Raw genomic sequence first — 25,326 nt, 5'->3', positions numbered from 1 at the left:
CGGCCTGTTCGGTCTTGTCGAAGTCGCCGTCGGCGCCGCCGATGACGATGCCGATCTGGATGACGGCGCGGGCCTCGGCGGGCTTCTTCTTCGCCTTGGCGATCTCCTGCATGACGCTGACCTTGCCGAGAGCGAAGTCGGCCGTCAGCTTCTCCAGGTTGGCCTCGAAGCGGCGGTGGAGGTCGTCGGCGGGGAAGTTGCGCAGGACGTCGTTGGTGGCGATGAGCTGGGCGACGCGCTGGCGCTCGGCGGGGTCGATCGTGCCGTCGGCGGCGGCGACGAGCGCGCACATGGCCATGCTGGCGTCGCGGAAGGCGCCGCTGGTGAGGTCGTTCTTCTTCGCCATGAGCTGGGTCTGCATCGTCGACGCGGACTCCTTGATGCGGTCCCACAGGGCCATGAGAACTCCTTCGTCACGCGCCCCGGGTGCGGGCGGTCCCGCCCCCGGCACGCTACTTCTACGCGAATGTAGAAGTTATCAGGTGCGGCGCGCGTCAGGGATGGGAGGGGTGCTCCCGGTGCGGGCAGCGGCCCGGTGCCGTGAGGAGGCGGCGCACCTGCTCGCCCGCTTCGGCGGCGTCCCGTGCCGTGGACGGGAAGAGGAGGCGCAGGTCGCACTGGCCGGCGTCGCCGTATTCGCAGCGCACGGTGATGCCGTGGCGGTCCAGGGCGAACGGCAGCACCCGGACCGCGCCCTGCGGCAGTCGGGGTCCGGCGAGCGTCAGCAGGTGGGCCACCATGTCCTCGTGGGCGTCCGCGAGATGGGTGAGCATGGCGGCCTCCTCGACGGCGAGCGGGTCGGGCGCGGCGAGCGCGACCTCGTCGAGGCCGACCTCCACCGCGCCCGCCGACGTCCGCAGCGTCACGCGCGCGGTGTCCAGGCGCAGCCGCCCGCTGCCATCGATGTGACCGTCGCCGTCTCCCGCCTCCGCCGGGGCCAGCCAGCCGGAGACGGTGACCCTGGCGCGTACGCGGTCGCGGACCGCGGTCGGGGCGATGTCCGTGAACTCCAGCAGCGCGGCGAGGCTGCCGCGCGGCGCGGTGGCGACCTGGGCGGCGAGCGGGCTGTCCGGCCGGGCGTGCAGGGTGATCCGCCCCTTCCGGCCGACGGTGTGCATGCCGATCAGGTCGTAGCTCTGGCCGTCGGTGGTGAGGGACAGGGAGATCGCACGGGCCAGTACGGACCGCACCCGCTCGGCGGCGGTCAGCTCGGGCAGGGTGGACGGTTCGGTGTCGGCTCGGGTGCTCAACGGGACTCCCTGCGGTACGGGTTGCATCGGAACGCCTCCATCCGTACAGCGGGCGCGCGCGAACGGCACCCCCTGAGGTGAGGTAAGGCTAACCTTACTTCACGGGGGTGTGGAGGTGGAACCCGTCATCCGGTCCGTCAGGCGGCCGGGCAGCGTCCCTCCGTGACCTCGGCCGAGAACCGCTCACGCGGCGCGAGCCTCACGCAGAACCGGTGCTCGCCGGAGCGCGTGGCGATGTCGTACACGTCCTCGCGCGGCGACTTCAGCGTCAGCTCGTCCGCCGGCCCCTCGCCCTGCTCGTCGGCCGTCTCGCGCAGGGTCAGCATGAAGTGCGAGTCGTCCGGGCGGTCCGGCACGCCCTGGCCGGACGCGGCGCTCGCGGCGGCCCGCTCGCGCCCCCACGCCTCCGCCACGTCGTCGACGACCGCGAGCACTTCGTCCCGGCTCCAGGACCTCGCGTCGACACCCGACGCTGCCCACAGGCCACAGCCCACCATCAGGGCGCAGAGCACGAGGAACCGCGCGCGGCCCTCCCGGCGCCTGACGGCGAGCCAGAGTCCCACGCAGGCCAGGGCGAAGCTGACGGCGATGAGCGGAAAGCCGATGACGTTCATGTGGTGGTTCCCCCGTGCTGTGGTCGGTGTGAGCAGCGGCCGTGCAGTGTACGGGGCGTGACAAATCTCCGGGCGGACGGGTGCCGGACCCGGGTAGGGTCGCAGTTGATCAGTTGATCAGTTGATCAGTTGATCGAGGGGATCGGTTGATCGAGGGGATCGGTACAGGGGGAAGCCGGAACATGACAGACGTACGCATTCGCAGGGCACGGGCCGCCGACGCGGAGGCGATCACGCGCGTGTTCCTGGCGTCGCGCGCCGCCGCCATGCCGTACCTGCCGCGTCTGCACAGCGACGAGGAGACCCGCGCCTGGATCGAGGCCGTCGTGCTGCCGGGCTGTGCCGTGTGGGTGGCCGAGCAGGGCGAAGGACCGGCCGGCGTCGTCGGGTTCGCGGCGCTCGACGGCACCGTGCTCGACCACCTCTACCTGCGGCCGGACGTACGGCGCCGGGGCATCGGCACCGCGCTCCTCGCGGCCGTACGGGCGGCGTCACCGCACGAGCTTTCGCTGCACGTCTTCCAGCGCAACGACGCCGCCCGCGCCTTCTACGAGCGGCACGGCTTCACCGCCGGCACGTTCGACGACGGCGGCCGCAACGAGGAGAACGAACCCGACGTCACCTATCACTGGACCGCCGCGGCCGGCTGAGCCGGAGCCGGAGCCCGGACCAGGACCACCTCCAGGGTCCTCGGGCCGTGGACGCCCTCCACCCGGTCCAGTTCGATGTCGCTCGTCGCCGAAGGGCCGGAGATCCACGTCAACGGGCGGCGCGGGTCGAGGCGTTCCAGGGCCTGCGGCACCGAGTCGACGACCTGGTCCGGGACCCGGACCACGCAGACGTGGTGGTCCGGTACGAGAGTGATACGGCGCCTGCCCTGGTCGGGCCCGCCGTCCAGCACGATCGTGCCGGTCTCCGCGATCGCCACCGCGCAGCCCGTGACGACGCTGTCCACCGCGTCCAGCTCACGCGCGGTGCTCCCCGCCAGGTCGTGGACCAGCGTCGCGTCCACGGCGGCCGTCCACGCGTGCGGCAGCCCCGGCGGGACCAGCACCGAGCGTGCGCCACGCGCGGCGAGCTGCCGGGCCAGCAGCCCCGGCAGCTCGTCCTCCGTGGCGCGGTGCACCAGGGCCCGGTAGTCGGCGAGGTTCCCGGCCAGGAGTTCGGCCGTCTCGTCCGTGGTCCTGTCGCCGTGGACACGGAGGTACGCGCGCTCCACGGGCGCGTCCGCCGGGCGCTCGGCCCTCGGCACGTCCGCCAGGGCACGGCGGATCCGCGCGAGGACACGATCCCTGCCGGAGTAGCCGGAATTCATCGGCCGTCGCCTCCTCTTGTGCGCTGCCACCAGTCACGGAACGACTCCTCCGGCACCTCCGGAAGCGCCCGCGTGTCCGTCCACGCCCGCCCCGGACCCGGGAGCCGCTCCGGGTGCAGGCGGCGGGTGCGGGACGCCAGTCGCTGCCCGGCCCGCAGCGCCGCCGGGTGGTCCAGGGCCCAGCGGGCCGCACGCATCGCCGCACGCTCCGCCGCGTGCCCCTTCGCGGGCCGCAGCGTGACCTTCGTACCGTTCCTCGTCACCTCGCCGCCCTGCACCACCCGCTCCCGCAGATGCACCAGCACCTCCGGGATGTCGATGGCCACGGGGCACACCTCGTAGCAGGCCCCGCACAGCGACGACGCGTACGGGAGCGAGGCGTCGACCTCGCCGGCCGTGCCGCGCAGCTGCGGCGTGAGGATCGCGCCGATCGGGCCCGGGTAGACGGAGCCGTACGCGTGGCCGCCGGCCCGCTCGTACACCGGGCAGACGTTCAGACAGGCCGAGCAGCGGATGCAGCGCAGCGCCTGCCGGCCCACCCCGTCGGCCAGGGTGTCCGTGCGCCCGTTGTCCAGCAGCACCAGGTGGAAGTCCTGCGGGCCGTCGGAGTCCGTCGTCCCCGTCCACGTACTCGTGTACGGGTTCATCCGCTCCGCCGTCGACGACCGGGGGAGCAACTGGAGGAACACCTCCAGGTCCTGCCACGTCGGCACCACCTTCTCGATCCCCACGACCGAGATCAGCGTCTCGGGGAGGGTCAGGCACATACGGCCGTTGCCCTCGGACTCCACGACCACCAGCGTGCCGGTCTCCGCCACCATGAAGTTGGCGCCCGAGACGCCCACCTTGGCGCGCAGGAACTTCTCCCGCAGATGCAGCCGTGCCGCCTCCGCCAGCTCCGCCGGGGTCTCCGTGAGCCCGTCCGGCGCCGGGCGGCCCCAACGGCCCATCTCCTCGCGGAAGATGTCGCGGATCTCGCCCCGGTTGCGGTGGATCGCCGGGACCAGGATGTGCGACGGGCGGTCCTCGCCCAACTGGACGATCAGCTCCGCCAGATCCGTCTCGTACGCGCGGATGCCCTCGGCCTCCAGCGCCTCGTTGAGGCCGATCTCCTGCGTCGCCATCGACTTGACCTTGACGACCTCGCGCTCCCCGGTCGCCTTCACCAGATACGTGACGATCCGGTTCGCCTCGTCCGCGTCGGCGGCCCAGTGGACCGTGCCGCCCGCCGCCGTGACCGCCTCCTCCAACTGCACCAGATAGTGGTCGAGGTGACGGAGCGTCCGGTCCTTGACGGCCTTGCCGGCGGCGCGCAACTCCTGCCAGTCCGCCAGCTCGGCGACGGCCTTCGCCCGCTTGTCGCGGATGGTGTGCGTGGCGTGCCGCAGATTGCCGCGCAGCGTCGGGTTCCGCACGGCGTCGTGCGCGGCCTTCGGGAAGGCGGGCATGCCGAGATACGTCCGGGGGTCGCCGCTCATACGTAGGGCTCCTGCTCGGTCGAGGCGAGGATCTCCGCCAGGTGCACGGGACGGACCGCCGCGCCCTGCCGGGCGAGCGTCCCGCCGATGTGCAGCAGACACGAGTTGTCGACCGTGCACACCATGTCGGCGCCGGTGGCCCGGATGGCGCGCACCTTGTCCGCGCCCATCGCCGCCGACACGTCCGCGTTCTTCACGGCGAACGTGCCGCCGAAGCCGCAGCACTCGTCGGCGCCCGGCAGCTCCCGCAGCTCCAGGCCCCCGACCCGCTCCAGGAGCCGGCGCGGCCGGTCCCGCAGGCCCAGCACCCGCAGCCCGTGACAGGTCGGGTGGTACGTGACCGTGTGCGGGAAGTACGCGCCGACGTCCGTCACACCGAGGACGTCGACGAGGAACTCGGTCAGCTCGAACGTCCGGGGCACGGCCCGCGCGGCCGCGTCGGCCAGCTCACGGCCACGGTGCTCGGCCGCGGCCTTCGCGCCGATGCGCGGGTAGTTGTCGCGGACCATGGCGGCGCAGGATCCGGAGGGCGTGACCACGTAGTCGTAGCCCTCGAAGGCCGCGTCGAAACGCCGTACGAGCGGCTCGGTCTCGTGGCGGTAGCCGGTGTTGAACTGGGGCTGGCCGCAGCAGCTCTGCGCCGCGGGGAAGTCGACGTCGACGCCGAGGCGCTCCAGCAGCCGGACCACGGCCTGCCCGGTGCGGGGGAAGAGGGTGTCGTTGACGCAGGTGACGAAGAGGGCTACGCGCACGTCTCGTCCTCCTTCTCCGTCTGCCGCTCCGTCCGCTGCTCTGTCCGCTCCGCGATCCGGGACGCGGCCTCGTCCCAGGCCGCACGGCCGCCTGACGGATCGTAGTACCGCAGCGGCTGCGTCGCGCGGAGCAGCGCCCGCAGCTCCGGCAGGCCCCCGCCGATCACGCCGGCCGCGCGCGCCTGGACCAGGACGTTGCCGAGGGCGGCCGCCTCCGCGGGGCCCGCGACGACCGGCAGGCCGGTCGCGTCCGCCGTCAGCCGGCAGAGCAGCGCGTTGTACGCGCCGCCGCCGACGATGTGCACGGTGCCGACGGACCGGCCCGACAGCCGCCGCGCCTCGTCGACGGCCCGGCGGTGCGCCAGCGCGAGGGAGTCCAGGACACAGCGCGTGAACTCGGCCGGGGTGCGCGGCACCGGCTGCCCGGTGCGGGCGCACGCGTCCGCGATACGGCGCGGCATGTCGTCCGGGGCCAGGAAGGCGGGGTCGCCCGCGTCGACGACCGAACGGAGCGGCTCGGCCTCCGCGGCCCCGGCGAGGAGAGCGTCGAGATCCTGCGGGCGGCCCTGCGCCTCCCAGGCGCGCAGGCACTCCTGGAGCAGCCACAGGCCCATGATGTTGCGGAGGTAGCGGACGGTGCCGTCCACGCCCAGCTCGTTGGTGAAGTTCGCGGCGCGGGACGCCTCGGTGAGGACCGGCGCGTCCAGCTCGACCCCGGCGAGCGACCAGGTGCCGGTCGCGATGTACGCGAAGTCGTCCCCGGCCGCCGGGACCCCGACGACCGCCGACGCCGTGTCGTGCGACCCGACGGCCGTCACCGGGACCGGGCCTTCGAGCCCCGTCTCGGCCAGGACGTGGGGCAGCAGCAGCCCGGCGGGATCCCCGGGCCCGCGGAGCGGCGGGAACAGACCGACGTCGATCCCGAGCCGGGCGGCCACGGTGGGGGACCAGTCGCGGGTACGCGGATCGAGGAGCTGCGTCGTCGACGCGTTCGTGATCTCCGTACCCGCCTCGCCCGTGAGCCAGTACGCGATGAGGTCCGGGATCAGCAGGGCGCGCCGCGCCGCCGCGAACTGGGGCGTGCCCTGGGCGGCGACCAACTGGTACACGGTGTTGAACGGCAGGTGCTGAAGCCCGGTCGCCGCGTACAGCTCATCGGGCGGAAGCACGGCGGCGACCTTCTCGGCGGTGCCGTCGGTGCGGGCGTCGCGGTAGTGGACGGGGTTGCCGAGGAGGGCGCCCGTGGCGTCGAGGAGCCCGTGGTCGACGGCCCAGCTGTCGACCCCGACCCCGTCGAGCCGGCCCCCCGCGGCGGCACCCGCCGCCCGCAGGCCGTCCAGGACGCCGCGGTACAGGGCCAGGATGTCCCAGTGCAGGGCCCCGGCGACCCGGACGGGCCGGTTGGGGAAGCGGTGGACCTCCTCGATCTCCAGGGTGTCCGGGGTGACGCGGGCGAGTATGACGCGCCCGCTGGATGCGCCGAGGTCGACGGCGGCGAAGGTGGATGGCATGGGGTCCTCGGTGGGTGGTGGTCAACCGGGGGCTCCGCCCCCGGACGCCCGTATCGCGCCTGGACGGCGCTTGTCCTCAATCGCCGGACGGGCTCGCATTGAGCCCCTCCGGCGTTTGAGGAGCGGGGGTTCGGGGGCGGAGCCCCCGATTCGGGAAGGGGCGGGGTGGGGGATGAATCAGCGCAGGAACGCCGCCGCCACGCCCGCGTCCACCGGAATGTGGAGGCCCGTCGTGTGCGTGAGCTCCCCGCCCGTCAGGGCGAACACCGCGTTCGCGACGTGCTCCGGCAGCACCTCCCGCTTCAGCAGCGTCCGCTGGGCGTAGAACTCGCCCAGCTTCTCCTCCTCCACGCCGTACACCGCCGCCCGCTGCGCCCCCCAGCCGCCCGCGAAGATCCCGGAGCCGCGCACCACACCGTCCGGGTTGACGCCGTTGACGCGGATGCCGTGCTCGCCCAGTTCGGCGGCGAGCAGCCGCACCTGGTGCGCCTGGTCGGCCTTCGTCGCGCCGTACGCGACGTTGTTGGGCCCCGCGAAGACACCGTTCTTGGACGCGATGTACACGATGTCGCCGCCCACGCCCTGCGCGATCATCACCCGCGCCGCCTCCCGGGACACCAGGAAGGAACCGCGCGCCATGATGTCGTGCTGGAGGTCCCAGTCGCGGGCCGACGTCTCCAGGAGCGGCTTGGACACGGAGACGCCGGCGTTGTTCACCACCAGGTCCACGCCGCCGAACGCCAGCAGCGCCGCGCGGAACGCCGCAGCGATCTGCTCCTCGCTCGTGACGTCCACGGTGACGGCCACCGCCCGGTCGGGCCCGCCGAGCTCGTCCGCGACGGCCGCCGCGTTCTCCGCGTTCAGGTCGGCGACGACCACGCACGCGCCCTCGGCGACGAGCCGCCGCGCGATGGCCCGGCCGATGCCGGAGCCCGCGCCCGTCACCAGCGCGATCCTCGCCGCCAGCGGCTTCGGCTTCGGCATGCGCCGCAGCTTCGCCTCCTCCAGCTCCCAGTACTCGATGCGGAACTTCTCCCGCTCCTCGATCGGCGCGTACGACGACACGGCCTCCGCGCCGCGCATGACGTTGACGGCGTTGACGTAGAACTCGCCCGCCACGCGCGCGGTCTGCTTGTCCTTGCCGTACGAGAACATGCCGACGCCCGGCACCAGCACGATCGCCGGGTCGGCGCCGCGCATCGCGGGCGAGTCGGGCGCGGCGTGCCGTTCGTAGTACGCGCGGTACTCGTCGCGGTAGGCGACATGCAGCGCCTTGAGGCGCGCCACGGCCTCCTCCAGGGGCGCGGACGGCGGCAGGTCCAGGACCAGGGGCCTGACCTTCGTACGGAGGAAGTGGTCCGGGCAGGACGTGCCGAGGGCCGCGAGGCGCGGGTGCTCGGCGCGTGAGACGAAGTCCAGGACGGCTTCGGCGTCGTTGAAGTGGCCGACCTGGGGCCGGTCCGCGGACGCGATCGCCCGGATGTACGGGGCGAGCGCGGCCGCCCGTTCCCGGCGCGCGTCCGCCGGCAGCGACTCGTACCCCTCCAGGACCGGGCCGAACGGCTCGGGCCTGCCGTGCTGCGCGAGGAACGTCTCCGCCGTGCGGATGATGGAGAGGGAGTTGGCCTCGCACTCCTCGCTGGTGGCGCCCCACGCCGTGATGCCGTGTCCGCCCAGGACGCAGCCGATCGCCTGCGGGTTGGCCTCCTTCACGGCGGCGATGTCCAGGCCGAGCTGGAAGCCGGGCCGCCGCCACGGCACCCACACCACCTTGTCGCCGAAGCACTCGGCGGTCAGCTTCTCGCCGTCGGCGGCGCAGGCCAGGGCGATGCCCGAGTCCGGGTGGAGGTGGTCGACGTGGGCGGCGTCGACCAGGCCGTGCATGGCGGTGTCGATCGAGGGGGCGGCGCCGCCCTTGCCGTGGAGGCAGTAGTCGAACGCGGCGACCATCTCGTCCTCGCGCTCCACACCCGGGTACACGCCGGTCAGCGCCCGCAGCCGGTCCAGGCGCAGGGCCGCGAGACCGGACTCCCTCAGCGTGCCGAGGTCGCCGCCGGAGCCCTTCACCCACATCAGCTCGACGTCGCCGCCGGTCACCGGATCGCTCGCGGTGCCCTTGGCCGAGGTGTTGCCGCCCGCGTAGTTGGTGTTGCGGGGGTCGGCGCCCAGCCGGTTCGAACGCTCCAGCAGGTCCTTCACCGCTTCGTGCTGTCGCTGTCGCTGTCGCTGCCACTCTGCCATGACCTTCACGCTCCCCATCCGGCCTGGGTCCCGCCCACGCGCTCGTCGACGATCTGCTGCGCCCAGCCCGAGCGGTGGTAGGCCGCGATCGGGTCCGGGTCGATGCCCAGCTCGTCGCGCACCTCGGCGAGCAGCGGACGGACATCGGTGTTGTACGCGTCCATCAGGACGGCGTTGGCGGCGAGGACGTCGCCGGCTGCCTGCGCGGCGGACAGGGCGTCGGCGTCCACCAGCAGCGCCTTGGCGGTGGCCTCCTGGACGTTCATCACGGAGCGGATGATCGCCGGTATCTTCGCCTCGATGTTGTGGCACTGGTCGAGCATGAACGCCACGTCGGCGCCGAAGCCCCCGCCCCGTACCACCTCGTACATGATCCGGAACAGCTGGAACGGGTCGGCGGCGCCCACCATGAGGTCGTCGTCGGCGTAGAAGCGCGAGTTGAAGTCGAAGCCGCCGAGCTTCCCCTCGCGCAGCAGCAGCGCCACGATGAACTCGATGTTGGTGCCGGGCGCGTGGTGGCCGGTGTCGACGACGACGCGCGCCTTCTCGCCGAGCTTCAGGCAGTGCGCGTACGCCGTGCCCCAGTCGGGGACGTCCGTCGTGTAGAAGGCCGGCTCGAAGAACTTGTACTCCAGCAGCATCCGCTGGTCGTCGCCGAGCCGCTCGTACACGGCGGCGAGGGCCTCGGCGAGCCGGTCCTGGCGGGCGCGGATGTCGTCCTGGCCGGGGTAGTTCGTACCGTCCGAGAACCACAGCTTCAGGTCGCGGGAGCCGGTGGCGTCCATGATGTCGACGCACTCCAGCAGATGGTCCAGGGCCTTGCGGCGGACCTTCGCGTCGGGGTGGCAGACGCTGCCGAGCCTGTAGTCGTCGTCCTGGAAGACGTTGGAGTTGATCGTCCCGAGCCTCAGGCCGCGCTCCTCGGCGTGCCGGGCGAGGGCCGCGTAGTCGTCGACCCTGTCCCAGGGGATGTGCAGCGCGACGGTCGGCGCGGCCCCGGTGTGCTGGTGGACGCGGGCCGCGTCGTCCAGCTTCTCCTGAGGGGTGCGCGGGACACCGGCCTGTGCGAACACCTTGAAGCGGGTCCCCGAGTTCCCGTACGCCCAGGACGGTGTCTCGATGGCCTGGGCCCGCAGGGCTGCCTTCACAGCGGAGACGTCGGATCGGCTCGTCATCGTCAGCGCTCCTGATTAATGAATCGTTTCATTGGCGTGAAGCTATGGGCGCCCGCCGTACCTGTCAAGGGCGCGTGACCGCCATGATCCCGGTTCACATCACGAAACGACCAAAGGTTGAAAGTTTGAGGGGGTGACCCATTGACGTTGTCGTATCGGCACGTCTAGCTTCCGGGAAACCTCGTTGAAACCTTTCACGGCGTGAGGGGCCCGACCGCCACCGCCGTTGAGGAGCTCTCCATGAACCAGCCCGACGTGGGCCCGGCCCCCGTACTGGCCCTGACGGACGTCTCCAAGTCCTTCGGCGCCGTACGGGCCCTGCAGGACGTGTCCCTGCAGCTCTTCCCAGGCGAGGCGCACGCCCTCGCGGGGGAGAACGGCGCCGGAAAGTCCACGCTCATCAAGACCCTCGCCGGAGTGCACCGGCCCGACACCGGGCAGGTGCTGCTCGACGGCGTCCCCGTGGAGTTCCACAGCCCCGCCGACGCGCGGGACGCGGGCATCGCGGTGATCTACCAGGAGCCGACGCTCTTCCCGGACCTCTCCATCGCCGAGAACATCTTCATGGGCCGCCAGCCCCGGAGAGCGCTGGGCCGCATCGACCGCAAGGCCGTGCACGCCGCCACGGCCGGGCTGATGGCCCGCCTCGGCGTCGACCTCGCACCCGACAGGCCCGCGCGCGGTCTGTCCATCGCGGACCAGCAGATCGTCGAGATCGCCAAGGCGCTCTCCTTCGACGCCCGCGTCCTCATCATGGACGAGCCGACCGCCGCCCTCACCGGCAGCGAGACCGCCCGCCTCTTCTCCGTCGTCGACGCGCTGCGCGCCGAGGGCGCCGCCGTCCTCTTCATCTCGCACCGCCTGGAGGAGATCTTCCGGCTCTGCCGGCGCGTCACCACCCTGCGCGACGGCCGCTGGATCTCCTCCGAGCCCCTCGACGGGCTCACCGAGGACGACCTCGTCCGCCGGATGGTCGGCCGCGACCTCGACGAGCTGTACCCCAAGCAGCCGGCGGAGATCGGCGAGACCGCCCTGTCCGTACGCCGCCTCACCCGCGAGGGCGTCTTCCGCGATGTCTCCTTCGACGTACGGCGCGGCGAGATCGTCGCCCTCGCGGGACTCGTCGGGGCGGGGCGCAGCGAGGTGGTCCAGGCCGTCTTCGGCGTCGACCGCGCCGACGCCGGCGAGGTACGGGTCGGCGGTACGACGCTGCCCGCCGGCTCGCCCACCGCGGCCATGGACGCCGGCATCGCCCTGGTCCCCGAGGACCGGCGCCAGCGCGGACTGGTCATGGAGATGTCCATCGAACGCAACATCGGCCTCACCGGCCTCGACCGGCTCGGCAAGGGCGGACTCGTCCGCCGGGCCCTGGAGCGGGGACGCGCCGCCGACTGGGCGGTCCGCCTCCAGCTCAAGTTCAACGCGCTCTCCGACAGCGTCGGCGTGCTCTCCGGCGGCAACCAGCAGAAGGTCGTGCTCGCCAAGTGGCTGGCCACCGAGCCGTCCGTGCTCATCGTCGACGAGCCCACCCGCGGCATCGACGTCGGGACGAAGGCCGAGGTGCACCGGCTGCTGTCCTCCCTCGCCGCCGAGGGCCTCGCCGTCCTGATGGTCTCCTCCGACCTCCCCGAGGTCCTCGGCATGGCCGACCGCGTCCTCGTCATGCACGAGGGCCGGCTCGTCGCGGAGATACCCCGCGACGAGGCCACCGAGGAGTCCGTGATGGCGGCGGCGACCGGCCGTACGCCCGCAGGAACAGGAACCGGAAAGGAGGCGGCCGCGTGACCACCGCCCTCGACGAGCCGCCCGCCACAGCCGCCCCCGAGCGACGCGGCGACGCCCGCGGCCTGGCCGACACGGTCTTCCGGGCCCGCGAGATCAGCATCGGCGGCGCGCTCGTCCTCCTGATCCTCGGCACCTGGATCGCCAACCCGTCCTTCCTGGACGGCCAGGGCGTCAAGGACCTGCTCCTCAACGCCTCGATCCTGGTGCTGCTCGCCGTCGGCCAGTCCGTCGTCGTGGTCACCCGCAACATCGACCTGTCGGTCGGTTCGGTCGTCGGCCTCACCGCCTTCACCTGCGGCGACTTCGTCTCGGGCAGCAGCCACGGGCCGGTCGCCACGATGCTGCTCGGCATCGCCGTCGGCGCCCTGTGCGGCGTGGTCAGCGGAGCGCTCGTCAGCATCGGCAAGGTGCCCGCGCTCGTCGTCACCCTCGGCATGCTGTACGTCCTCCAGGGCGTCGACTACGCCCTCGCGGACGGCGGCCAGATCAACGCCGTCAACCTGCCCGAACCGGTGCTCACCCTCGGCAGCGGCAGCGTCCTCGGCATCCCGTACCTGCCGCTGATCGCCGCCCTGGTCCTCGCCGCCACCGCGTACTTCCTGCGCACCTACCGCAGCGGCCGCGAGCTGTACGCCATCGGGTCCAGCCCGGAGGCCGCCCGGCTCGCGGGCATCCCGATCCGGCGCCGCGTCCTCGCCGCGTACGTCTTCTCGGGCGCCGTCGCCGGTCTCGCGGGCGCCCTGTGGCTGGCCCGCTTCGGCACCGTCGTGGCCGGCGCGGCCAGTGGCTGGGAGCTCACCGTGGTCAGCGCGGTCGTCGTCGGCGGCGTGGCCATCACGGGCGGCACCGGCTCGGTGTGGGGCGCGGCGCTCGGCGCCCTCCTCCTCACGACGATCTCCGGCGCCCTCGTCGTCCTCAAGGTCGACCCGTTCTGGGAGCAGGCCATCACCGGCGCCCTGCTGATCCTCGCCATCACCGCCGACCGCGTCGTGCAGGTCCGCACCACCAACGCCCTGCGGAAGAGGAACAGGCGATGACCACGTCCACCACCCCGACCACCCCGAACACGCCGACCACCTCCTCAACCTCCGCCTCGAAGGCCTCCCTCGCCAGGTTCCTGCGCTGGGACAGCGTCGTCGGCGTCCTCCTGGTCGCCGTCTTCCTCGTCGGAACCGGCACCACCGACGGCTTCTCCAGCACCGGCAACCTGTCGGCCGCCCTCAACGACATCGCCGAGGTCGCGCTGATCGCCCTGCCGATGGTCCTGCTGGTCGTCGCCGGGCAGGTGGACCTGTCCGTCGCGTCCATGCTGGGCCTGTCCAGCGCGCTCGCGGGCGCCCTGTGGGACTCCGGCTGGGCCTTCGAGCTGATCGTGCCGGTCTGTCTGCTGGTCGGCGCGCTCGGCGGCCTGCTGAACGGCTGGCTCGTGACCCGGGTCGGGCTGCCGTCCCTCGCCGTCACCATCGGCACCCTCGCCCTCTTCCGGGGCCTGGCGTCCGTGGTCCTCGGCACCAAGGCCGTCGCCGACTTCCCCGAGACGTACGCCCGGTGGGCCACGTACACCGAGACCGTGCCCGGCACGTTCCTGCCGTACCCGGTCGCGCTGTTCGCGGTGCTCGCGGTGCTCGCCGCCGTGGCGCTGCACTGCACGGGCTTCGGGCGCTCCCTGTTCGCCATCGGCGCGCAGGAGGACGCGGCGTACTTCGCCGGCATCCGGGTCAAGCGCATCAAGCTGGCGCTGTTCGTGCTGTCCGGGACGGTGGCGTCCTTCGCGGGGATCGTCTTCACCCTCCGCTACGGCAGCGCCCGCGCCGACAACGGCTTCGGCCTCGAACTCGTCGTCATCGCCTCCGTCCTGCTGGGCGGCATCGACTTCGACGGCGGCAAGGGCACCCTGGGCGGCGCGGTCGCCGGTGTCCTGCTCATCGGACTCCTCCGCAACCTGCTCACGCTGAACGACATCTCCAGCGAGGTCCAGGTCGTCGTCACCGGAGTCCTCCTGATCGCGTCGGTCCTGACGCCCCGCGTCATCGCGGTGGTCTCGGAACGCCGCCGACGCCGAGCGGCGGCCACCTGACCCCGGGCGCCCCGGGCCCACCCCGGACCCGCCCCGGCCCCCCGCTCCCCGGACCCGCCCCGCGCTCTCTCCGCGCCACCACGCACCGCACAGGAAAGGCAGCACCCCTCATGCACCTCCGTTCCCGCACCCGCCGCGGCACCCTCGTGGCCACCTCGGCCCTCTGCTCCCTGGCCCTCGCCCTCACCGGCTGCTCCGGCACCACCAAGGACTCCGCGCGGAACGACTCCGCCGGCACGGCGTCCGGCGCCACGGCCAACCCCGACGCCGAACTGAAGAAGGGCCTGAAGCTCGCCTTCCTGCCCAAGCAGATCAACAACCCGTACGAGAAGATCGTCGACGAGGCCGGCATCGAGGCCGCCAAGGAGTTCGGCGCCACCGGCAAGGAGGTCGGCCCCTCCGACGCCAGCGCCTCCTCCCAGGTGTCGTACATCAACACGCTCATCCAGCAGCGCCAGGACGCCGTCCTCATCGCGGCCAACGACCCCAACGCGGTCTGCACGCCCCTCAAGAACGCGATGAAGCAGGACATCAAGGTCGTCGCCTACGACTCCGACACCGCCAAGGACTGCCGCCAGCTCTTCATCAACCAGGCAAGCTCCGAGGAGATCGGCCGCAGCCAGGTCCGCAGCATCGCGAAGCAGCTCGGCCACAAGGGCGAGATCGCGATCCTCTCGGCCACCCAGAACGCGACCAACCAGAACACCTGGATCGAGTTCATGAAGGACGAGCTCACCAAGCCCGAGTACAAGGACATGAAGCTGGTCAAGGTCGCCTACGGGGACGACGACGACCAGAAGTCCTTCCAGGAGACCCAGGGCCTCCTCAAGGCGTACCCGAACCTGAAGGGCATCATCTCGCCCACCACCGTCGGCATCGCCGCGGCCGCCCGCTACATCAGCTCGTCCTCGTACAAGGGCAAGGTCGTCGTCAACGGTCTCGGCACGCCCAACCAGATGCGCAAGTACGTCAAGGACGGCACCGTCGAGCAGTTCGCCCTGTGGAACCCGAAGGACCTCGGCTACCTCGGCGCCTACGCGGCCGCCGCCCTGGCGTCCGGGCAGATCACCGGCGCCGAGGGCGAGAAGTTCACGGCCGGGAGGCTCGGCGAGTACACCATCGGCAAGGACGGCGAGGTCGTCCTCGGCCCGCCGGCCGTCTTCGACAGGAACAACGTCGACGAGTTCGACTTCTGAGGGGCGGACCGTACCCGTGCAGCGCGTCTGCTTCCTGCTGAAGGTGCGTCAGGACCGGCTGGCGGAGTACCGCGAGCGGCACGCGGCCGTGTGGCCCGAGATGCTCGCGGCGCTCTCCGCCGCCGGATGGCACAACTACTCCCTCTTCCTCCGCGACGACGGCCTGCTCGTCGGCTACCTGGAGACCGAGGACTTCGACCGGGCCCGGGCGGCCATGGCCGGTACCGAGGTCAACGCCCGCTGGCAGGCCGAGATGTCCGACTTCTTCGAAGCGCTCGACGGGGCCGGACCCGACGAGGCGATGCGCCCCCTCACCGAAGTGTTCCACCTCGCCTAGGAGCATGCCCATGAGACGATCCCCGGCCGCCGCGGCCATGGCCACCGCCCTGCTCTCCGCCGCGTCGCTGACGACCGGCACCGCGAACGCGGCAGACCCCGCCCCGGCGGTCAGCCGGATCAACGACACCCGCCTCGACTCCCAGGCCCTCTACTTCGTGTCGTACAACGGCCTCGTCAACAACAACTCGTTCCAGAAGAACGGGCTCCTCACCTACAAGGGCTACCAGTACGCCGCCTGGTACACCGCCGACCGCAACGCCGTCGTGGCCCGCCGCGCCCTCGGCTCCACCACCTGGCAGACCGTCACGGTCGGCCACAAGCTGCGCTACAACGACTCGCACAACGTCATCTCCATGGGCGTGTCACGGATCGACGGGCGGCTCCACCTCACCATGGACTCGCACAGCGACGCCTTCTTCTACGTGAAGTCGACCGCGGGCCTGCTCGACAACCCGGGCGGCCGGGCCTGGACCGCGAGCCAGTTCGGCCCCGTCCAGACCACCCTCGACGGCCTCGGGCTCACCTCCCGGTTCACCTACCCGCAGTTCGTCGCCACGCCCGAGGGCCGCCTCCAGCTCAGCTACCGCGTCGCCGTGTCCGGCAACGGCCGCAACGCGCTCGCCGAGTACGACGGCACCCGCTGGACCGCGCTCGGCGAGTGGACCAGCTCCACCGGCACGTACCGGAGTGAGCACGGCTCCAGCACCGCCCGGAACATGTACCTGCACGGCATCGACTACAGCGCCGACGGCACCCTGCACGCCTTCTTCACCTGGCGCGAGCAGAACGGCGCCGTGATGTGCCACGGCGGCGGCATCAGCAACCACGACACCGGCTACGTCCACTCCACCGACCGCGGCCGCACCTGGCGCAACGCGGCGGGGACGGTGGTCGGCACGACCGGCGGCTCCGACCGGGTCTCCGTCAACGACACCGGACTCGTCGTGGACCCGCTCAACCCCGACCACTCGCTCATGAACCAGGAGAGCCAGGCCACCGACTCCGCGAACCGGCCGCACGCGATCATCTCGTACGTGCCCGGCCGCTTCGGCCAGTGCACCACGAACTACGTCGACGACCGCACCGCCAACGGGCGCGCCTTCCACGTCCGCAAGGACATCGGCACCGGCGCCTGGCGCAAGACCGAGATCCCCGTACCGCTCAACTCCAGCCAGCGGACCAGGCTGATCCTCGACAAGTACGACAACGCCTACGCGATCATGCCGTTCGGCCGGATCGTCGGCGCATCGAAGGCGTCCGGCTACACCGACTGGAAGGTGCTGTTCGACGGCAGCGGCCTCAACGCCTTCGGGGAGGTCGTCGTCGACGAGACCCGGGTACGGCAGGACGACGTGCTGTCGATCATGTACCAGGAGAAGTCCGGCGGGACGACACCGTCACCGATCCACGTGATCGACTTCGCGCTGCCCCGCTGACGGCCGGGAGCCGGCGGGCAGCAGCCGGGCGACGAGGTCGTGCCAGCCGTCCTCCAGCCGCTCCAGGGACATGCCACGCCGGGTGAGCAGATGCTGTACGAGGCCGATGTCGAGGTAGCCGAGCAGGATCTCGGCGGCCAGCTCGACATCGGCCTCGCTGCCCGCCTGCCGCAGCAGTGCGACGAGGTGCGTACGCCGTACGACACGGGCCGGGACGGCATGCCGCCGCGCGGGGTCCGGCTGGGCGGCCGCCAGGTACAGGTCGCGGTGCTCGTGCTCGTGGCGCAGCGCGGCGGGCCCGAACGCGTGCAGCCGCTCGGCGGCGGGCGCACCGGGCCCGAGCGGGGCGGGCCCTGCCATGAAGGCGGCCTGGAACTGCTGCTCCTGGTGGTCCAGGAGGGCCAGGAGCAGCCCCGCGCGGTCGCCGAAGCGGCGGAACACCGTGCCCTTGCCGACCTGGGCGGCGCAGGCGACGGCCTCCATGGTCAGGTGGGCCGCGCCCTGCTCGGCGGCCAGCCGCGCGGCGGCCTCCAGGAGGCGGGCGCGGTTGCGGGCGGCGTCGGCCCGGAGCTGCGGCTGCGCCCCGGCGGGGGAGAGGGACAGCTCCGTACGTCCGTGCGGCAGCGGAGAGGAGGTCATGGAAGCAGCGTACCGCCGCGGGGAATGAAAGTGGACCGGAGTCCGTTTAGCTGGTACAACTTTCAACGGACCTCGGTCCGGTTACGCACCCCCGCTCCCCGCGGCCTACCTCGTAGGAGTCACCATGTCCGCTCGTATCGTCGCTCTCGTCGGCAGCCTCCGCGCCGGCTCCCACAACCGCCAGCTCGCCGAGGCCGCCGTCGGCATCGCGCCCGAGGGCGCCACCGTCGAGCTGTTCGAGGGCCTCGCCGACCTGCCCTTCTACAACGAGGACATCGACACCGAGGCGGCCCTGCCCGAGGCCGCCGCCCGGCTGCGCGCCGCGGGTGCGCAGGCCGACGCCTTCCTGCTGGTCGTGCCGGAGTACAACGGCACCATGCCGGCGGTCCTGAAGAACGCCATCGACTGGCTGTCCCGCCCCTACGGCGCCGGTGCCATCGCCGGCAAGCCGGTCGCCGTGATCGGCACCGCCTTCGGCCAGTACGGCGGCGCCTGGGCGCAGGCCGAGGCCCGCAAGGCCGCGGGCGTGGCCGGCGGCACGGTCCTCGAAGGCGTGGAGCTCGCCATCCCCGGTTCCGTCACGCGCTTCGCCGAGACCCACCCGGCGGACGACGCCGAGGTCATCACGGGCCTGTCCGCCGTCCTGAACGGCCTGAAGGCCGCCGCGGAGACCCCGGCCCAGGCCGCCACGGCCTGACACCGGCCCCCCGCCGGCCGCACCCGGCCCCCTCACCCCTCGTCAGGGGCGAGGGGGCCGACCGCTGCCCAGGGGCCTCGCGGTTCGGGACGCAGCCGCAGGCAGCGCGAGGTTCATGTCGGATTTCCGCCAGCGAGCCCCCGGCCCGGTCACCGATGCTGGAACCATGCACACCGACACCGAGCGCTGCGTACGGGCCGTCCAGTCCAAGGACGCCCGCTTCGACGGCTGGTTCTTCACCGCCGTCCTCACCACCCGCATCTACTGCCGCCCCAGCTGCCCGGTCGTGCCGCCCAAGCCGCAGAACATGGTCTTCTACCCGAGCGCCGCCGCCTGCCAGCAGGCCGGGTTCCGCGCCTGCAAGCGCTGCCGCCCCGACACCAGCCCCGGCTCGCCCGAGTGGAACGCCCGCGCCGACACCGTCGCCCGCGCCATGCGGCTCATCCGCGACGGCGTCGTCGACCGCGAGGGCGTCCCCGGCCTCGCCGCCCGGCTCGGCTACTCGACCCGCCAGATCGAACGCCAGCTCCGCGCCGAACTCGGCGCCGGACCGCTCGCCCTGGCCCGCGCGCAGCGCGCCCAGACCGCCCGCGTCCTCATCGAGACGACGTCCCTGCCCCTCGCCGACGTGGCGTTCGCCGCCGGGTTCTCGTCCGTCCGCGCCTTCAACGAGACGGTACGGGAGGTCTTCGCGCTCGCCCCCGGCGAACTCCGGACCCGGGCGCACCGCGGCGCCGCCCGCCCCGCGGCGACCCCCGGCACGATCAGCCTCCGCCTCCCGTACCGCACGCCCCTCAACCCGTCCAACCTGTTCGGCCACCTCGCCGCCACCGCCGTACCCGGCGTCGAGGAGTGGCGCGACGGCTCCTACCGCCGCACGCTCACCCTCCCGTACGGGCACGGCATCGTCGCCCTCGCCCCGGCCACCGGCCACATCGCGTGCCGCCTCCACCTCACCGACCCGCGCGACCTCACCCACGCCATCAGCCGCTGCCGCTGGCTCCTCGACCTCGACGCCGACCCCGTCGCCGTCGACGGACAGCTCCGCACCGACCCGCACCTCGCCCCGCTCGTCGACCGCGCGCCCGGCCGCCGCGTGCCGCGCACCGTCGACGCCGCCGAGTTCGCCGTACGGGCCGTGCTCGGCCAGCAGGTCTCCACGGCCGCCGCCCGCACCCACGCCGGCCGCCTCGTCACCGCGCACGGCACCCCCGTCGACGACCCCGAGGGCGGGCTCACCCACCTGTTCCCCACGCCCGACGCGCTGGCCGGCCTCGACCCGGAAGCCCTGGCCCTGCCCCGCACCCGCCGCACCACGCTCACCACCCTGGTCGCCGCACTCGCCGACGGCTCCGTGAAGCTCGGCCCCGACAGCGACTGGGACGACGCCCGCGGCCGGCTCCTCGCCCTGCCCGGCTTCGGCCCCTGGACCGTCGAGGTCATCGCCATGCGCGCACTCGGCGACCCCGACGCGTTCCTCCCCGGCGACCTCGGCGTCCGCCGCGCGGCCACCGCACTCGGCCTGCCCGCGACCCCGGCCGCGCTCACCGCGAACGCCGCCGGCTGGCGCCCGTGGCGCGCGTACGCCGTCCAGTACCTGTGGGCCACGGACAGCCACCCCATCAACCACCTGCCCGCCTGAGGAAGGCCCGCCATGATCAGGAACCACACGGTCGTCGACAGCCCGTACGGCCCGCTCACCCTCGTCGCCACCGACGGCGTCCTCAGCGGCCTCTACATGACCGGGCAGCGCCACCGGCCCCCCGAGGAGACCTTCGGCACCCCCGACCCCCGCCCCTTCACCGAGGCCGTCCGCCAGCTCGACGCCTACCACGCGCGCGAGCGCACCGACTTCGACCTGCCCCTCCACCTCGACGGCACCCCGTTCCAGCGCCGCGTCTGGGAGCAGCTCAGGACCATCCCGTACGGCGAGACGCGCACGTACGGAGAACTGGCCGAGGCCCTGGGCAACCCGGCCGCGTCCCGCGCGGTCGGCCTCGCCAACGGCCGCAACCCGGTCGGCATCATCGTCCCGTGCCACCGCGTCATCGGCGCGAGCGGCGGCCTCACCGGCTACGGCGGCGGCCTCGACCGCAAACGCCGCCTCCTCGCCTTCGAAGGCATCGAAGCCTTCAAAGGCAGCGAAGGCCTCGAAAGCGGCGCGAAGGCACCGGCCGACACCCTGTTCTAAAGCCGCTTCAGCAAGGCGGGCAGCGCCGTGCCGATCGGCTCGCGCACCACCTCGTCCGCGAGCCCGTCGTACGGCGTCGGCTCGGCGTTCACGATGACCAGCCGCGCGCCGTGCTCGGCCGCGATCCCGGCGAGGGACGCGGCCGGCTGCACCTGGAGCGACGAGCCGACCGCGACGAACACCTCGGCCGCCTTCGCGATGCCCATGGCCTCGCCCAGCACCACCGGGTCGAGCCGCTCCCCGAACATCACCGTCGCGGACTTCAGGATCCCGCCGCACGCCGTGCACGCCGGGTCCGGCTCACCCGCCACGACCCGCTCCAGCGCCTCCGCCATCGACGAGCGGGCACGGCACCCCGTACACACCACGGCCCGTGCCGTACCGTGCAGTTCGAGCACCTTGCGCGGCGGCATCCCGGCGAGCTGGTGCAGCCCGTCCACGTTCTGCGTCAGCACCCGCACGGCGAACCCGTCGGTCCGCTCCAGCTCCGCCACCGCCCGGTGCGCGGCGTTCGGCTCGGCACGCAGCACCGGACCGTCCAGCCGCATCCGCCACGACCTGCGCCGGATGTCCGGGTCGGCCATGTAGTACGCGTACGTGACGAGCTTCTCGGCCTCCGGGTCGCGCCGCCACAGCCCGTTCGGGCCCCGGTAGTCACTGATGCCGGAGTCGGTCGAGATACCGGCACCGCTGAGGATCGCGACCAACGTCATGCGCCGAGCGTACGCAGCGGTTCCGCCGAGCGGCGAACGGATATCCGCACCGACCTGTAAGGTCCACGCCATGGCCAAGGTGAACGTCGGTCTCGACGCCGAACTCGTCGTGGAGGTCATGGTCCTCGCGGGCGTCGGCAACCCGCAGGACGCCGTCGAACTGGTCCTCCGCGACTACATCGCCCGCGGCCACCGCACGGAGTCCCGCGCGACCTCCCCGGCCGACGACTCCCACCGCACACGGGAGATCAAGCCCCCCGACCACGAGGCCTGACCCGACCCCTCAGCGGCCCGCCGGGCGGCGGCCGTCCTCCAGCTCGACCGGACCGCCGCCGGCCGCCAGGGCGTCCAGGGCGGCCAGGACGCGGCGGCCCAGGGCGCCCAGCAGATACGCGGGGATGTCCTCGCGGTCCACCAGCTTCCACGACACGAGCTCCGCCTCCTGGAGGCGGATGGCGCGGAACGCCGCGCCGTCGAGGACACCGCCGTCGTACACGTACGCCACGATCGGCGGCCGCCCGGTGCCCAGCACCCAGTCGACGGCGAGCAGGGCGCCCGGCTCCACGTCGAGGCCGATCTCCTCCAGGGTCTCGCGGCGGGCCGCCTGCCGCGGCGTCTCCCCGGCGTCGGACTCGATGGTGCCGCCCGGAAGCGCCCACCCCTCACGGTAGTTGGGCTCCACGAGCAGGACGCGGCCCTCCGCGTCGCGCAGCAGCGTGGCCGCACCGGCGAGCACCTTGGGCAGACCGGCGATGTACGTGGCGTAGTCAGAGGTGGTCACCCCGCCACCCTAGAACGCCCCTCGTCAGAACGTCCCCTCGCCGCCGCCGCTTCCGCCGCCGCTCCCGTCGCCCTCCGACTCGCCCTCCGTACGCGCCCGCGCCGCCCGCCGCAGCCGGTGGTGGCGGGCCGGGGCGGCCTCCGTGACCGCGTCGCCGACCATCGTCCGTACGACGTCCCGCAGCCCGTGCAGCGCGTGCAGCCGCGCCGGGCCCGCCCCCGGGTCCTCCCGCAGCTCCGTCACCAGCGCCCAGCACAGACCGAGCATGACCACCACGAACGGCAGCGCCACCAGGATCGTCGCCGTCTGCAGCGAGTTCAGCCCGCCGACCACCAGCAGCACCGCCGCGACCGACGCCATCAGCGCGCCCCACACCACCACCAGCCACGTCGGCGGATGCAGCGCGCCCCGGCTGGTCAGCGAGCCCATCACCAGCGACGCCGAGTCGGCGCTCGTCACGAAGTACGTCATCACCAGCACCATCGCCACGAACGACGTGACCGCCCCGATCGGCAGCGAGTCCAGCATCGCGAACAGCGACGCCTCAGCGCCGTCCTGCACCGCGTCCGCGAGGTCCGCGGCGCCCGTCGACTGCAGGCGCAGCGCCGAACCGCCCATCACGCAGAACCAGACGACCGTCGCCCCGCTCGGCACCAGCAGCACCCCGATGAGGAACTCCCGCACCGTGCGGCCGTGCGAGATCCGCGCGATGAACGTGCCCACGAACGGCGCCCACGACAGCCACCACGCCCAGTAGAAGACCGTCCAGGAGCCCAGCCACGCCGGGTCCGAGAACGCGCCCGTACGGCTCGCCATGGGCAGCAGGTTCTCCAGATAGCCGCCGATCGACGCCGGGATCGAGTCCAGCACGTACACGGTCGGCCCGACCAGGAACACGAACACCATCAGCGTCGCCGCCAGGATGATGTTCAGCGTCGACAGCCATTTGATGCCCCGGTGCAGCCCGGAGAACGCCGACAGCACGAACGCCCCGGACAGCACCGCGATGATGATCAGCTCCGTCGACAGGTCAGCCGTGACCCCGGCGGTCAGATCGAGGCCCTCCGCCACCTGGAGCGCGCCCAGGCCCAGGCTGGTCGCCGTGCCGAAGACCGTCGCGAACACGGCCAGCAGGTCGATCACCTTGCCCTGCCACGACACGGCCCTGCGCGCCCCGATGAGCGGCACGAACGCGGCGCTCAGCCGGTTCCCGCGGCCCTTGCGGAAGCCCGCGTACGCCAGGGCCAGGCCCGCGATGCCGTAGATCGCCCACGGCGTGAGCGTCCAGTGGAAGAACGAGTACTCCATCGCCGTACGGGCCGCCTCGGACGACTCGGCCCGCACCCCGCTCGCCGGCGGCGGGCTCAGAAAGTGCGTGAGCGGCTCCCCGACCCCGTAGAACATCAGGCCGATGCCCATGCCGGCGCTGAACATCATCGCGATCCACGCGAGGTTCCCGAACTCGGGCTCCGAATCGTCCAGGCCCAGCCTGATCCGTCCGAACCGGCTGAACGCGATCACCAGGCAGAGCACCAGGAAGATGTCCGCGGCGACCACGAACAGCCAGCCGAAGTTGGCCAGGACCCAGGCCAGCCCGTTGGACGAGGCGCTGTCGAAGGATTCCTTGCCCAGCCACGCCCACAGGACCACCGCCGCGACGGCGGTCACCCCGATCCCGACGACCTTGTGGTCGGGCCGGGCCTCCAGCGGGTGGCTCGCGGGGGCGCCCGGAGGGGGCTGATCGATCGGTTCCATGCTCATGACGCCCCACTATGGTGCGAAAACTCGGCACATCAGGGGGTGGCACGCCGTCTGACCGTGCGGATAGGGTCGGCCCTGGCGCGACTGCCTGTTCGATAGCAAGGGATGCAAGGTGACGGACGGAGCAGTTACTGAGGCCGCACGGCAGCATGTGCTGGTGGCGGCCGACAAGTTCAAAGGGTCGCTCACGGCCGTGCAGGTGGCCGAGCGGGTGAGAGCCGGGCTCCGCCATGTCGTCCCCGGTGTCGACGTGGAGGCCCTGCCGGTCGCCGACGGCGGCGACGGCACCGTCGCGGCCGCCGTCGCGGCCGGGTTCGAACGGCGTGAGGTGCGCGTGACGGGCCCGCTGGGCGAACCGGTCACGGCGGCGTTCGCGCTGCGTGACGGCACGGCGGTCGTGGAGATGGCCGAGGCGTCGGGCCTGAGCCTGCTCCCCGACGGCGTCCTCGCACCCCTGACGGCCACCACGTACGGCTCCGGCGAGCTGCTGCGGGCCGCGCTCGACGCGGGCGCCCGCACGATCGTCTTCGGCGTCGGCGGCAGCGCCACGACCGACGGCGGCGCAGGGATGCTGGCCGCGCTGGGCGCCCGCCTCCTCGACGCGTCGGGCGAGCCGGTCGGCCCGGGCGGCGGCGGGCTGCGCGACCTGGCCACGGCGGACCTGTCGGGCCTGGACCCGCGGCTCCCGGACGTGGACGTGGTGCTCGCCAGCGACGTCGACAACCCGCTGACGGGCCCGAAGGGCGCCCCGGCGGTGTTCGGCCCCCAGAAGGGCGCGAGCCCGGAGGACGTGGCCGTCCTGGACGCCGCCCTGTCCCACTACGCGAAGGTCCTGGAGAACGCCATCGGCCCGCGTGCTGCCGAGGCCGCGGCGTCGCCCGGCGCGGGCGGCGCGGGCGGCATCGGGTACGGCGCGCTGGTCGGCCTGGGCGCGAGCTTCCGCCCCGGCATCGAGCTGATGCTGGACATCCTCGGCTTCACCGAGGCCCTGGACCGCGCGACGCTCGTCATCACCGGCGAGGGCTCCCTCGACGAGCAGACCCTCCACGGCAAGGCCCCGGCGGGCGTCGCGGCGGCGGCCCGCGCGGCCGGGATCGAGGTCGTGGCGGTCTGCGGCCGCCTGGCCCTCCCGCCGGAGGCCCTGGGGCGCGCCGGGATCCGGCGTGCGTACGCCCTCACGGAGCTGGAGCCGGACCCGGCCAGGTGCATGGCGGAAGCGGGCCCCCTCCTGGAACGAGCAGCAGCGAACATCGCCCGCGACTTCCTGCGCTGACCCGCCAGCCGCCGGGCCCCAGCGCTGACGCGTGCTTCCGGCCCGGAGGGCCCACCCCGGTGCGTGAGCGGGGATCGCTCGGGCCCGCTGGGGCCGTTCCGC

At 72.8% G+C, this 25,326-nt stretch carries 25 protein-coding genes; 12 read left to right on the top strand and 13 right to left on the bottom strand.

Features of this window, described 5'->3' with window-relative positions; translation table 11 throughout:
- The 3 genes from HTZ82_RS23660 to HTZ82_RS23650 all read right to left on the bottom strand — a co-directional run.
- A partial coding sequence (locus tag HTZ82_RS23660; RefSeq protein WP_175411438.1) for a tellurite resistance TerB family protein occupies positions 1-400 on the bottom strand: 400 nt, incomplete at its 3' end.
- A 94-nt stretch (positions 401-494) separates the two neighbouring features.
- Positions 495-1,250, bottom strand: coding sequence for a DUF2470 domain-containing protein (locus tag HTZ82_RS23655; RefSeq protein ID WP_175410458.1), 756 nt, complete (start codon positions 1,248-1,250; stop codon positions 495-497).
- Between the two features lie 137 nt (positions 1,251-1,387).
- Entirely contained in the window at positions 1,388-1,864 is a 477-nt protein-coding gene (locus HTZ82_RS23650) for a hypothetical protein (protein ID WP_175410459.1), read from the bottom strand.
- A 182-nt stretch (positions 1,865-2,046) separates the two neighbouring features.
- Between HTZ82_RS23650 and HTZ82_RS23645 the strand changes: the two genes are divergently transcribed.
- Positions 2,047-2,514: a GNAT family N-acetyltransferase gene (locus HTZ82_RS23645; RefSeq protein ID WP_175410460.1), complete on the top strand. Its 468-nt coding sequence runs from the start codon at positions 2,047-2,049 to the stop codon at positions 2,512-2,514.
- Here the strand turns inward: HTZ82_RS23645 and HTZ82_RS23640 are convergent.
- The 6 genes from HTZ82_RS23640 to rhaI form a co-directional block, all read right to left on the bottom strand.
- Positions 2,490-3,179 carry a lactate utilization protein C gene (locus tag HTZ82_RS23640; protein ID WP_175410461.1) on the bottom strand — a complete coding sequence of 230 codons (690 nt, stop codon included), beginning with the start codon at positions 3,177-3,179 and terminating at the stop codon, positions 2,490-2,492. The genes HTZ82_RS23645 and HTZ82_RS23640 overlap by 25 nt on opposite strands.
- Entirely contained in the window at positions 3,176-4,657 is a 1,482-nt protein-coding gene (locus tag HTZ82_RS23635; RefSeq protein WP_175410462.1) for a LutB/LldF family L-lactate oxidation iron-sulfur protein, read from the bottom strand. The genes HTZ82_RS23640 and HTZ82_RS23635 overlap by 4 nt, the downstream gene beginning before the upstream one ends.
- Positions 4,654-5,409, bottom strand: a complete 756-nt coding sequence (locus HTZ82_RS23630; protein WP_175410463.1) for a (Fe-S)-binding protein — start codon at positions 5,407-5,409, stop codon at positions 4,654-4,656. Before HTZ82_RS23630 ends, HTZ82_RS23635 begins: the two co-directional genes overlap by 4 nt.
- The gene (locus HTZ82_RS23625; RefSeq protein WP_175410464.1) at positions 5,400-6,920 is read right to left on the bottom strand and encodes a rhamnulokinase family protein; all 1,521 of its coding nucleotides are present in this window, start codon (positions 6,918-6,920) and stop codon (positions 5,400-5,402) included. Before HTZ82_RS23625 ends, HTZ82_RS23630 begins: the two co-directional genes overlap by 10 nt.
- Before the next feature lie 177 nt (positions 6,921-7,097).
- On the bottom strand, positions 7,098-9,161 hold the full coding sequence (locus tag HTZ82_RS23620; RefSeq protein ID WP_175410465.1) for a bifunctional aldolase/short-chain dehydrogenase: 2,064 nt from the start codon (positions 9,159-9,161) through the stop codon (positions 7,098-7,100).
- Between the two features lie 5 nt (positions 9,162-9,166).
- A complete protein-coding gene (gene rhaI, locus HTZ82_RS23615) occupies positions 9,167-10,336 on the bottom strand; it encodes an L-rhamnose isomerase (protein ID WP_175410466.1) in 1,170 nt (389 codons plus the stop codon).
- 240 nt (positions 10,337-10,576) lie between these two features.
- Here rhaI and HTZ82_RS23610 point away from each other — a divergent pair, with 240 nt between their 5' ends.
- The 6 genes from HTZ82_RS23610 to HTZ82_RS23585 all read left to right on the top strand — a co-directional run bounded on the left by HTZ82_RS23610 (position 10,577) and on the right by HTZ82_RS23585 (position 17,169).
- Complete coding sequence (locus HTZ82_RS23610) at positions 10,577-12,121, top strand: sugar ABC transporter ATP-binding protein (RefSeq protein ID WP_175410467.1); 1,545 nt, start codon at positions 10,577-10,579, stop codon at positions 12,119-12,121.
- Positions 12,118-13,158: an ABC transporter permease gene (locus HTZ82_RS23605; protein ID WP_175410468.1), complete on the top strand. Its 1,041-nt coding sequence runs from the start codon at positions 12,118-12,120 to the stop codon at positions 13,156-13,158. The genes HTZ82_RS23610 and HTZ82_RS23605 overlap by 4 nt, the downstream gene beginning before the upstream one ends.
- Entirely contained in the window at positions 13,155-14,198 is a 1,044-nt protein-coding gene (locus tag HTZ82_RS23600) for an ABC transporter permease (protein ID WP_175410469.1), read from the top strand. The genes HTZ82_RS23605 and HTZ82_RS23600 overlap by 4 nt, the downstream gene beginning before the upstream one ends.
- 110 nt (positions 14,199-14,308) lie before the next feature.
- Entirely contained in the window at positions 14,309-15,394 is a 1,086-nt protein-coding gene (gene rhaS, locus HTZ82_RS23595) for a rhamnose ABC transporter substrate-binding protein (RefSeq protein WP_175410470.1), read from the top strand.
- A 16-nt stretch (positions 15,395-15,410) separates the two neighbouring features.
- The gene (locus tag HTZ82_RS23590) at positions 15,411-15,731 is read left to right on the top strand and encodes an L-rhamnose mutarotase (protein WP_175410471.1); all 321 of its coding nucleotides are present in this window, start codon (positions 15,411-15,413) and stop codon (positions 15,729-15,731) included.
- Between the two features lie 10 nt (positions 15,732-15,741).
- Positions 15,742-17,169 carry a BNR repeat-containing protein gene (locus tag HTZ82_RS23585; protein ID WP_175410472.1) on the top strand — a complete coding sequence of 476 codons (1,428 nt, stop codon included), beginning with the start codon at positions 15,742-15,744 and terminating at the stop codon, positions 17,167-17,169.
- Here the strand turns inward: HTZ82_RS23585 and HTZ82_RS23580 are convergent.
- On the bottom strand, positions 17,131-17,808 hold the full coding sequence (locus tag HTZ82_RS23580) for a TetR/AcrR family transcriptional regulator (protein ID WP_175410473.1): 678 nt from the start codon (positions 17,806-17,808) through the stop codon (positions 17,131-17,133). The genes HTZ82_RS23585 and HTZ82_RS23580 overlap by 39 nt on opposite strands.
- Positions 17,809-17,932: 124 nt before the next feature.
- Here HTZ82_RS23580 and HTZ82_RS23575 point away from each other — a divergent pair, with 124 nt between their 5' ends.
- The 3 genes from HTZ82_RS23575 (at position 17,933) to HTZ82_RS23565 (ending at position 20,696) form a co-directional block, all read left to right on the top strand.
- Complete coding sequence (locus HTZ82_RS23575; protein ID WP_175410474.1) at positions 17,933-18,505, top strand: NAD(P)H-dependent oxidoreductase; 573 nt, start codon at positions 17,933-17,935, stop codon at positions 18,503-18,505.
- 166 nt (positions 18,506-18,671) lie between these two features.
- A complete protein-coding gene (locus HTZ82_RS23570) occupies positions 18,672-20,147 on the top strand; it encodes an AlkA N-terminal domain-containing protein (protein WP_175410475.1) in 1,476 nt (491 codons plus the stop codon).
- Between the two features lie 12 nt (positions 20,148-20,159).
- The gene (locus tag HTZ82_RS23565; protein ID WP_175410476.1) at positions 20,160-20,696 is read left to right on the top strand and encodes a methylated-DNA--[protein]-cysteine S-methyltransferase; all 537 of its coding nucleotides are present in this window, start codon (positions 20,160-20,162) and stop codon (positions 20,694-20,696) included.
- On the opposite strand, the gene HTZ82_RS23560 is transcribed toward HTZ82_RS23565, so the two are convergent.
- Entirely contained in the window at positions 20,693-21,409 is a 717-nt protein-coding gene (locus HTZ82_RS23560; RefSeq protein WP_175410477.1) for a Sir2 family NAD-dependent protein deacetylase, read from the bottom strand. The two genes, HTZ82_RS23565 and HTZ82_RS23560, sit on opposite strands and share 4 nt — an antisense overlap.
- A gap of 70 nt (positions 21,410-21,479) precedes the next feature.
- Between HTZ82_RS23560 and HTZ82_RS23555 the strand changes: the two genes are divergently transcribed.
- Positions 21,480-21,683, top strand: a complete 204-nt coding sequence (locus HTZ82_RS23555; protein WP_175410478.1) for a type II toxin-antitoxin system VapB family antitoxin — start codon at positions 21,480-21,482, stop codon at positions 21,681-21,683.
- Between the two features lie 9 nt (positions 21,684-21,692).
- On the opposite strand, the gene HTZ82_RS23550 is transcribed toward HTZ82_RS23555, so the two are convergent.
- Positions 21,693-22,190 (bottom strand): NUDIX hydrolase, encoded by a 498-nt coding sequence (locus HTZ82_RS23550; RefSeq protein ID WP_175410479.1) that lies wholly within the window; start codon positions 22,188-22,190, stop codon positions 21,693-21,695.
- Between the two features lie 24 nt (positions 22,191-22,214).
- A complete protein-coding gene (locus HTZ82_RS23545; RefSeq protein ID WP_175410480.1) occupies positions 22,215-23,951 on the bottom strand; it encodes a BCCT family transporter in 1,737 nt (578 codons plus the stop codon).
- A 112-nt stretch (positions 23,952-24,063) separates the two neighbouring features.
- Here HTZ82_RS23545 and HTZ82_RS23540 point away from each other — a divergent pair, with 112 nt between their 5' ends.
- On the top strand, positions 24,064-25,224 hold the full coding sequence (locus HTZ82_RS23540; RefSeq protein ID WP_175410481.1) for a glycerate kinase: 1,161 nt from the start codon (positions 24,064-24,066) through the stop codon (positions 25,222-25,224).
- Positions 25,225-25,326 lie beyond the last annotated feature (102 nt).

The organism is Streptomyces sp. TRM64462, assembly GCF_013362995.1.
Lineage (GTDB): Bacteria > Actinomycetota > Actinomycetes > Streptomycetales > Streptomycetaceae > Streptomyces.
The sequence above is the reverse complement of the archived record's forward strand: the minus strand, read 5'-3'. Positions and strand labels throughout refer to the sequence as shown.

What these genes read in the sequence shown, in the direction of transcription:
- HTZ82_RS23625 (WP_175410464.1), bottom strand. Translation starts at nt 6,920, where the DNA reads ATGCCATCCACCTTCGCCGCCGTCGACCTCGGCGCATCCAGCGGGCGC.
- rhaS (WP_175410470.1), top strand. Translation starts at nt 14,309, where the DNA reads ATGCACCTCCGTTCCCGCACCCGCCGCGGCACCCTCGTGGCCACCTCG.
- HTZ82_RS23555 (WP_175410478.1), top strand. Translation starts at nt 21,480, where the DNA reads ATGGCCAAGGTGAACGTCGGTCTCGACGCCGAACTCGTCGTGGAGGTC.
- HTZ82_RS23570 (WP_175410475.1), top strand. Translation starts at nt 18,672, where the DNA reads ATGCACACCGACACCGAGCGCTGCGTACGGGCCGTCCAGTCCAAGGAC.
- HTZ82_RS23560 (WP_175410477.1), bottom strand. Translation starts at nt 21,409, where the DNA reads ATGACGTTGGTCGCGATCCTCAGCGGTGCCGGTATCTCGACCGACTCC.
- HTZ82_RS23565 (WP_175410476.1), top strand. Translation starts at nt 20,160, where the DNA reads ATGATCAGGAACCACACGGTCGTCGACAGCCCGTACGGCCCGCTCACC.
- HTZ82_RS23635 (WP_175410462.1), bottom strand. Translation starts at nt 4,657, where the DNA reads ATGAGCGGCGACCCCCGGACGTATCTCGGCATGCCCGCCTTCCCGAAG.
- HTZ82_RS23640 (WP_175410461.1), bottom strand. Translation starts at nt 3,179, where the DNA reads ATGAATTCCGGCTACTCCGGCAGGGATCGTGTCCTCGCGCGGATCCGC.
- HTZ82_RS23645 (WP_175410460.1), top strand. Translation starts at nt 2,047, where the DNA reads ATGACAGACGTACGCATTCGCAGGGCACGGGCCGCCGACGCGGAGGCG.
- HTZ82_RS23545 (WP_175410480.1), bottom strand. Translation starts at nt 23,951, where the DNA reads ATGAGCATGGAACCGATCGATCAGCCCCCTCCGGGCGCCCCCGCGAGC.
- HTZ82_RS23600 (WP_175410469.1), top strand. Translation starts at nt 13,155, where the DNA reads ATGACCACGTCCACCACCCCGACCACCCCGAACACGCCGACCACCTCC.
- rhaI (WP_175410466.1), bottom strand. Translation starts at nt 10,336, where the DNA reads ATGACGAGCCGATCCGACGTCTCCGCTGTGAAGGCAGCCCTGCGGGCC.
- HTZ82_RS23650 (WP_175410459.1), bottom strand. Translation starts at nt 1,864, where the DNA reads ATGAACGTCATCGGCTTTCCGCTCATCGCCGTCAGCTTCGCCCTGGCC.
- HTZ82_RS23620 (WP_175410465.1), bottom strand. Translation starts at nt 9,161, where the DNA reads ATGGCAGAGTGGCAGCGACAGCGACAGCGACAGCACGAAGCGGTGAAG.
- HTZ82_RS23585 (WP_175410472.1), top strand. Translation starts at nt 15,742, where the DNA reads ATGAGACGATCCCCGGCCGCCGCGGCCATGGCCACCGCCCTGCTCTCC.
- HTZ82_RS23580 (WP_175410473.1), bottom strand. Translation starts at nt 17,808, where the DNA reads ATGACCTCCTCTCCGCTGCCGCACGGACGTACGGAGCTGTCCCTCTCC.
- HTZ82_RS23575 (WP_175410474.1), top strand. Translation starts at nt 17,933, where the DNA reads ATGTCCGCTCGTATCGTCGCTCTCGTCGGCAGCCTCCGCGCCGGCTCC.
- HTZ82_RS23610 (WP_175410467.1), top strand. Translation starts at nt 10,577, where the DNA reads ATGAACCAGCCCGACGTGGGCCCGGCCCCCGTACTGGCCCTGACGGAC.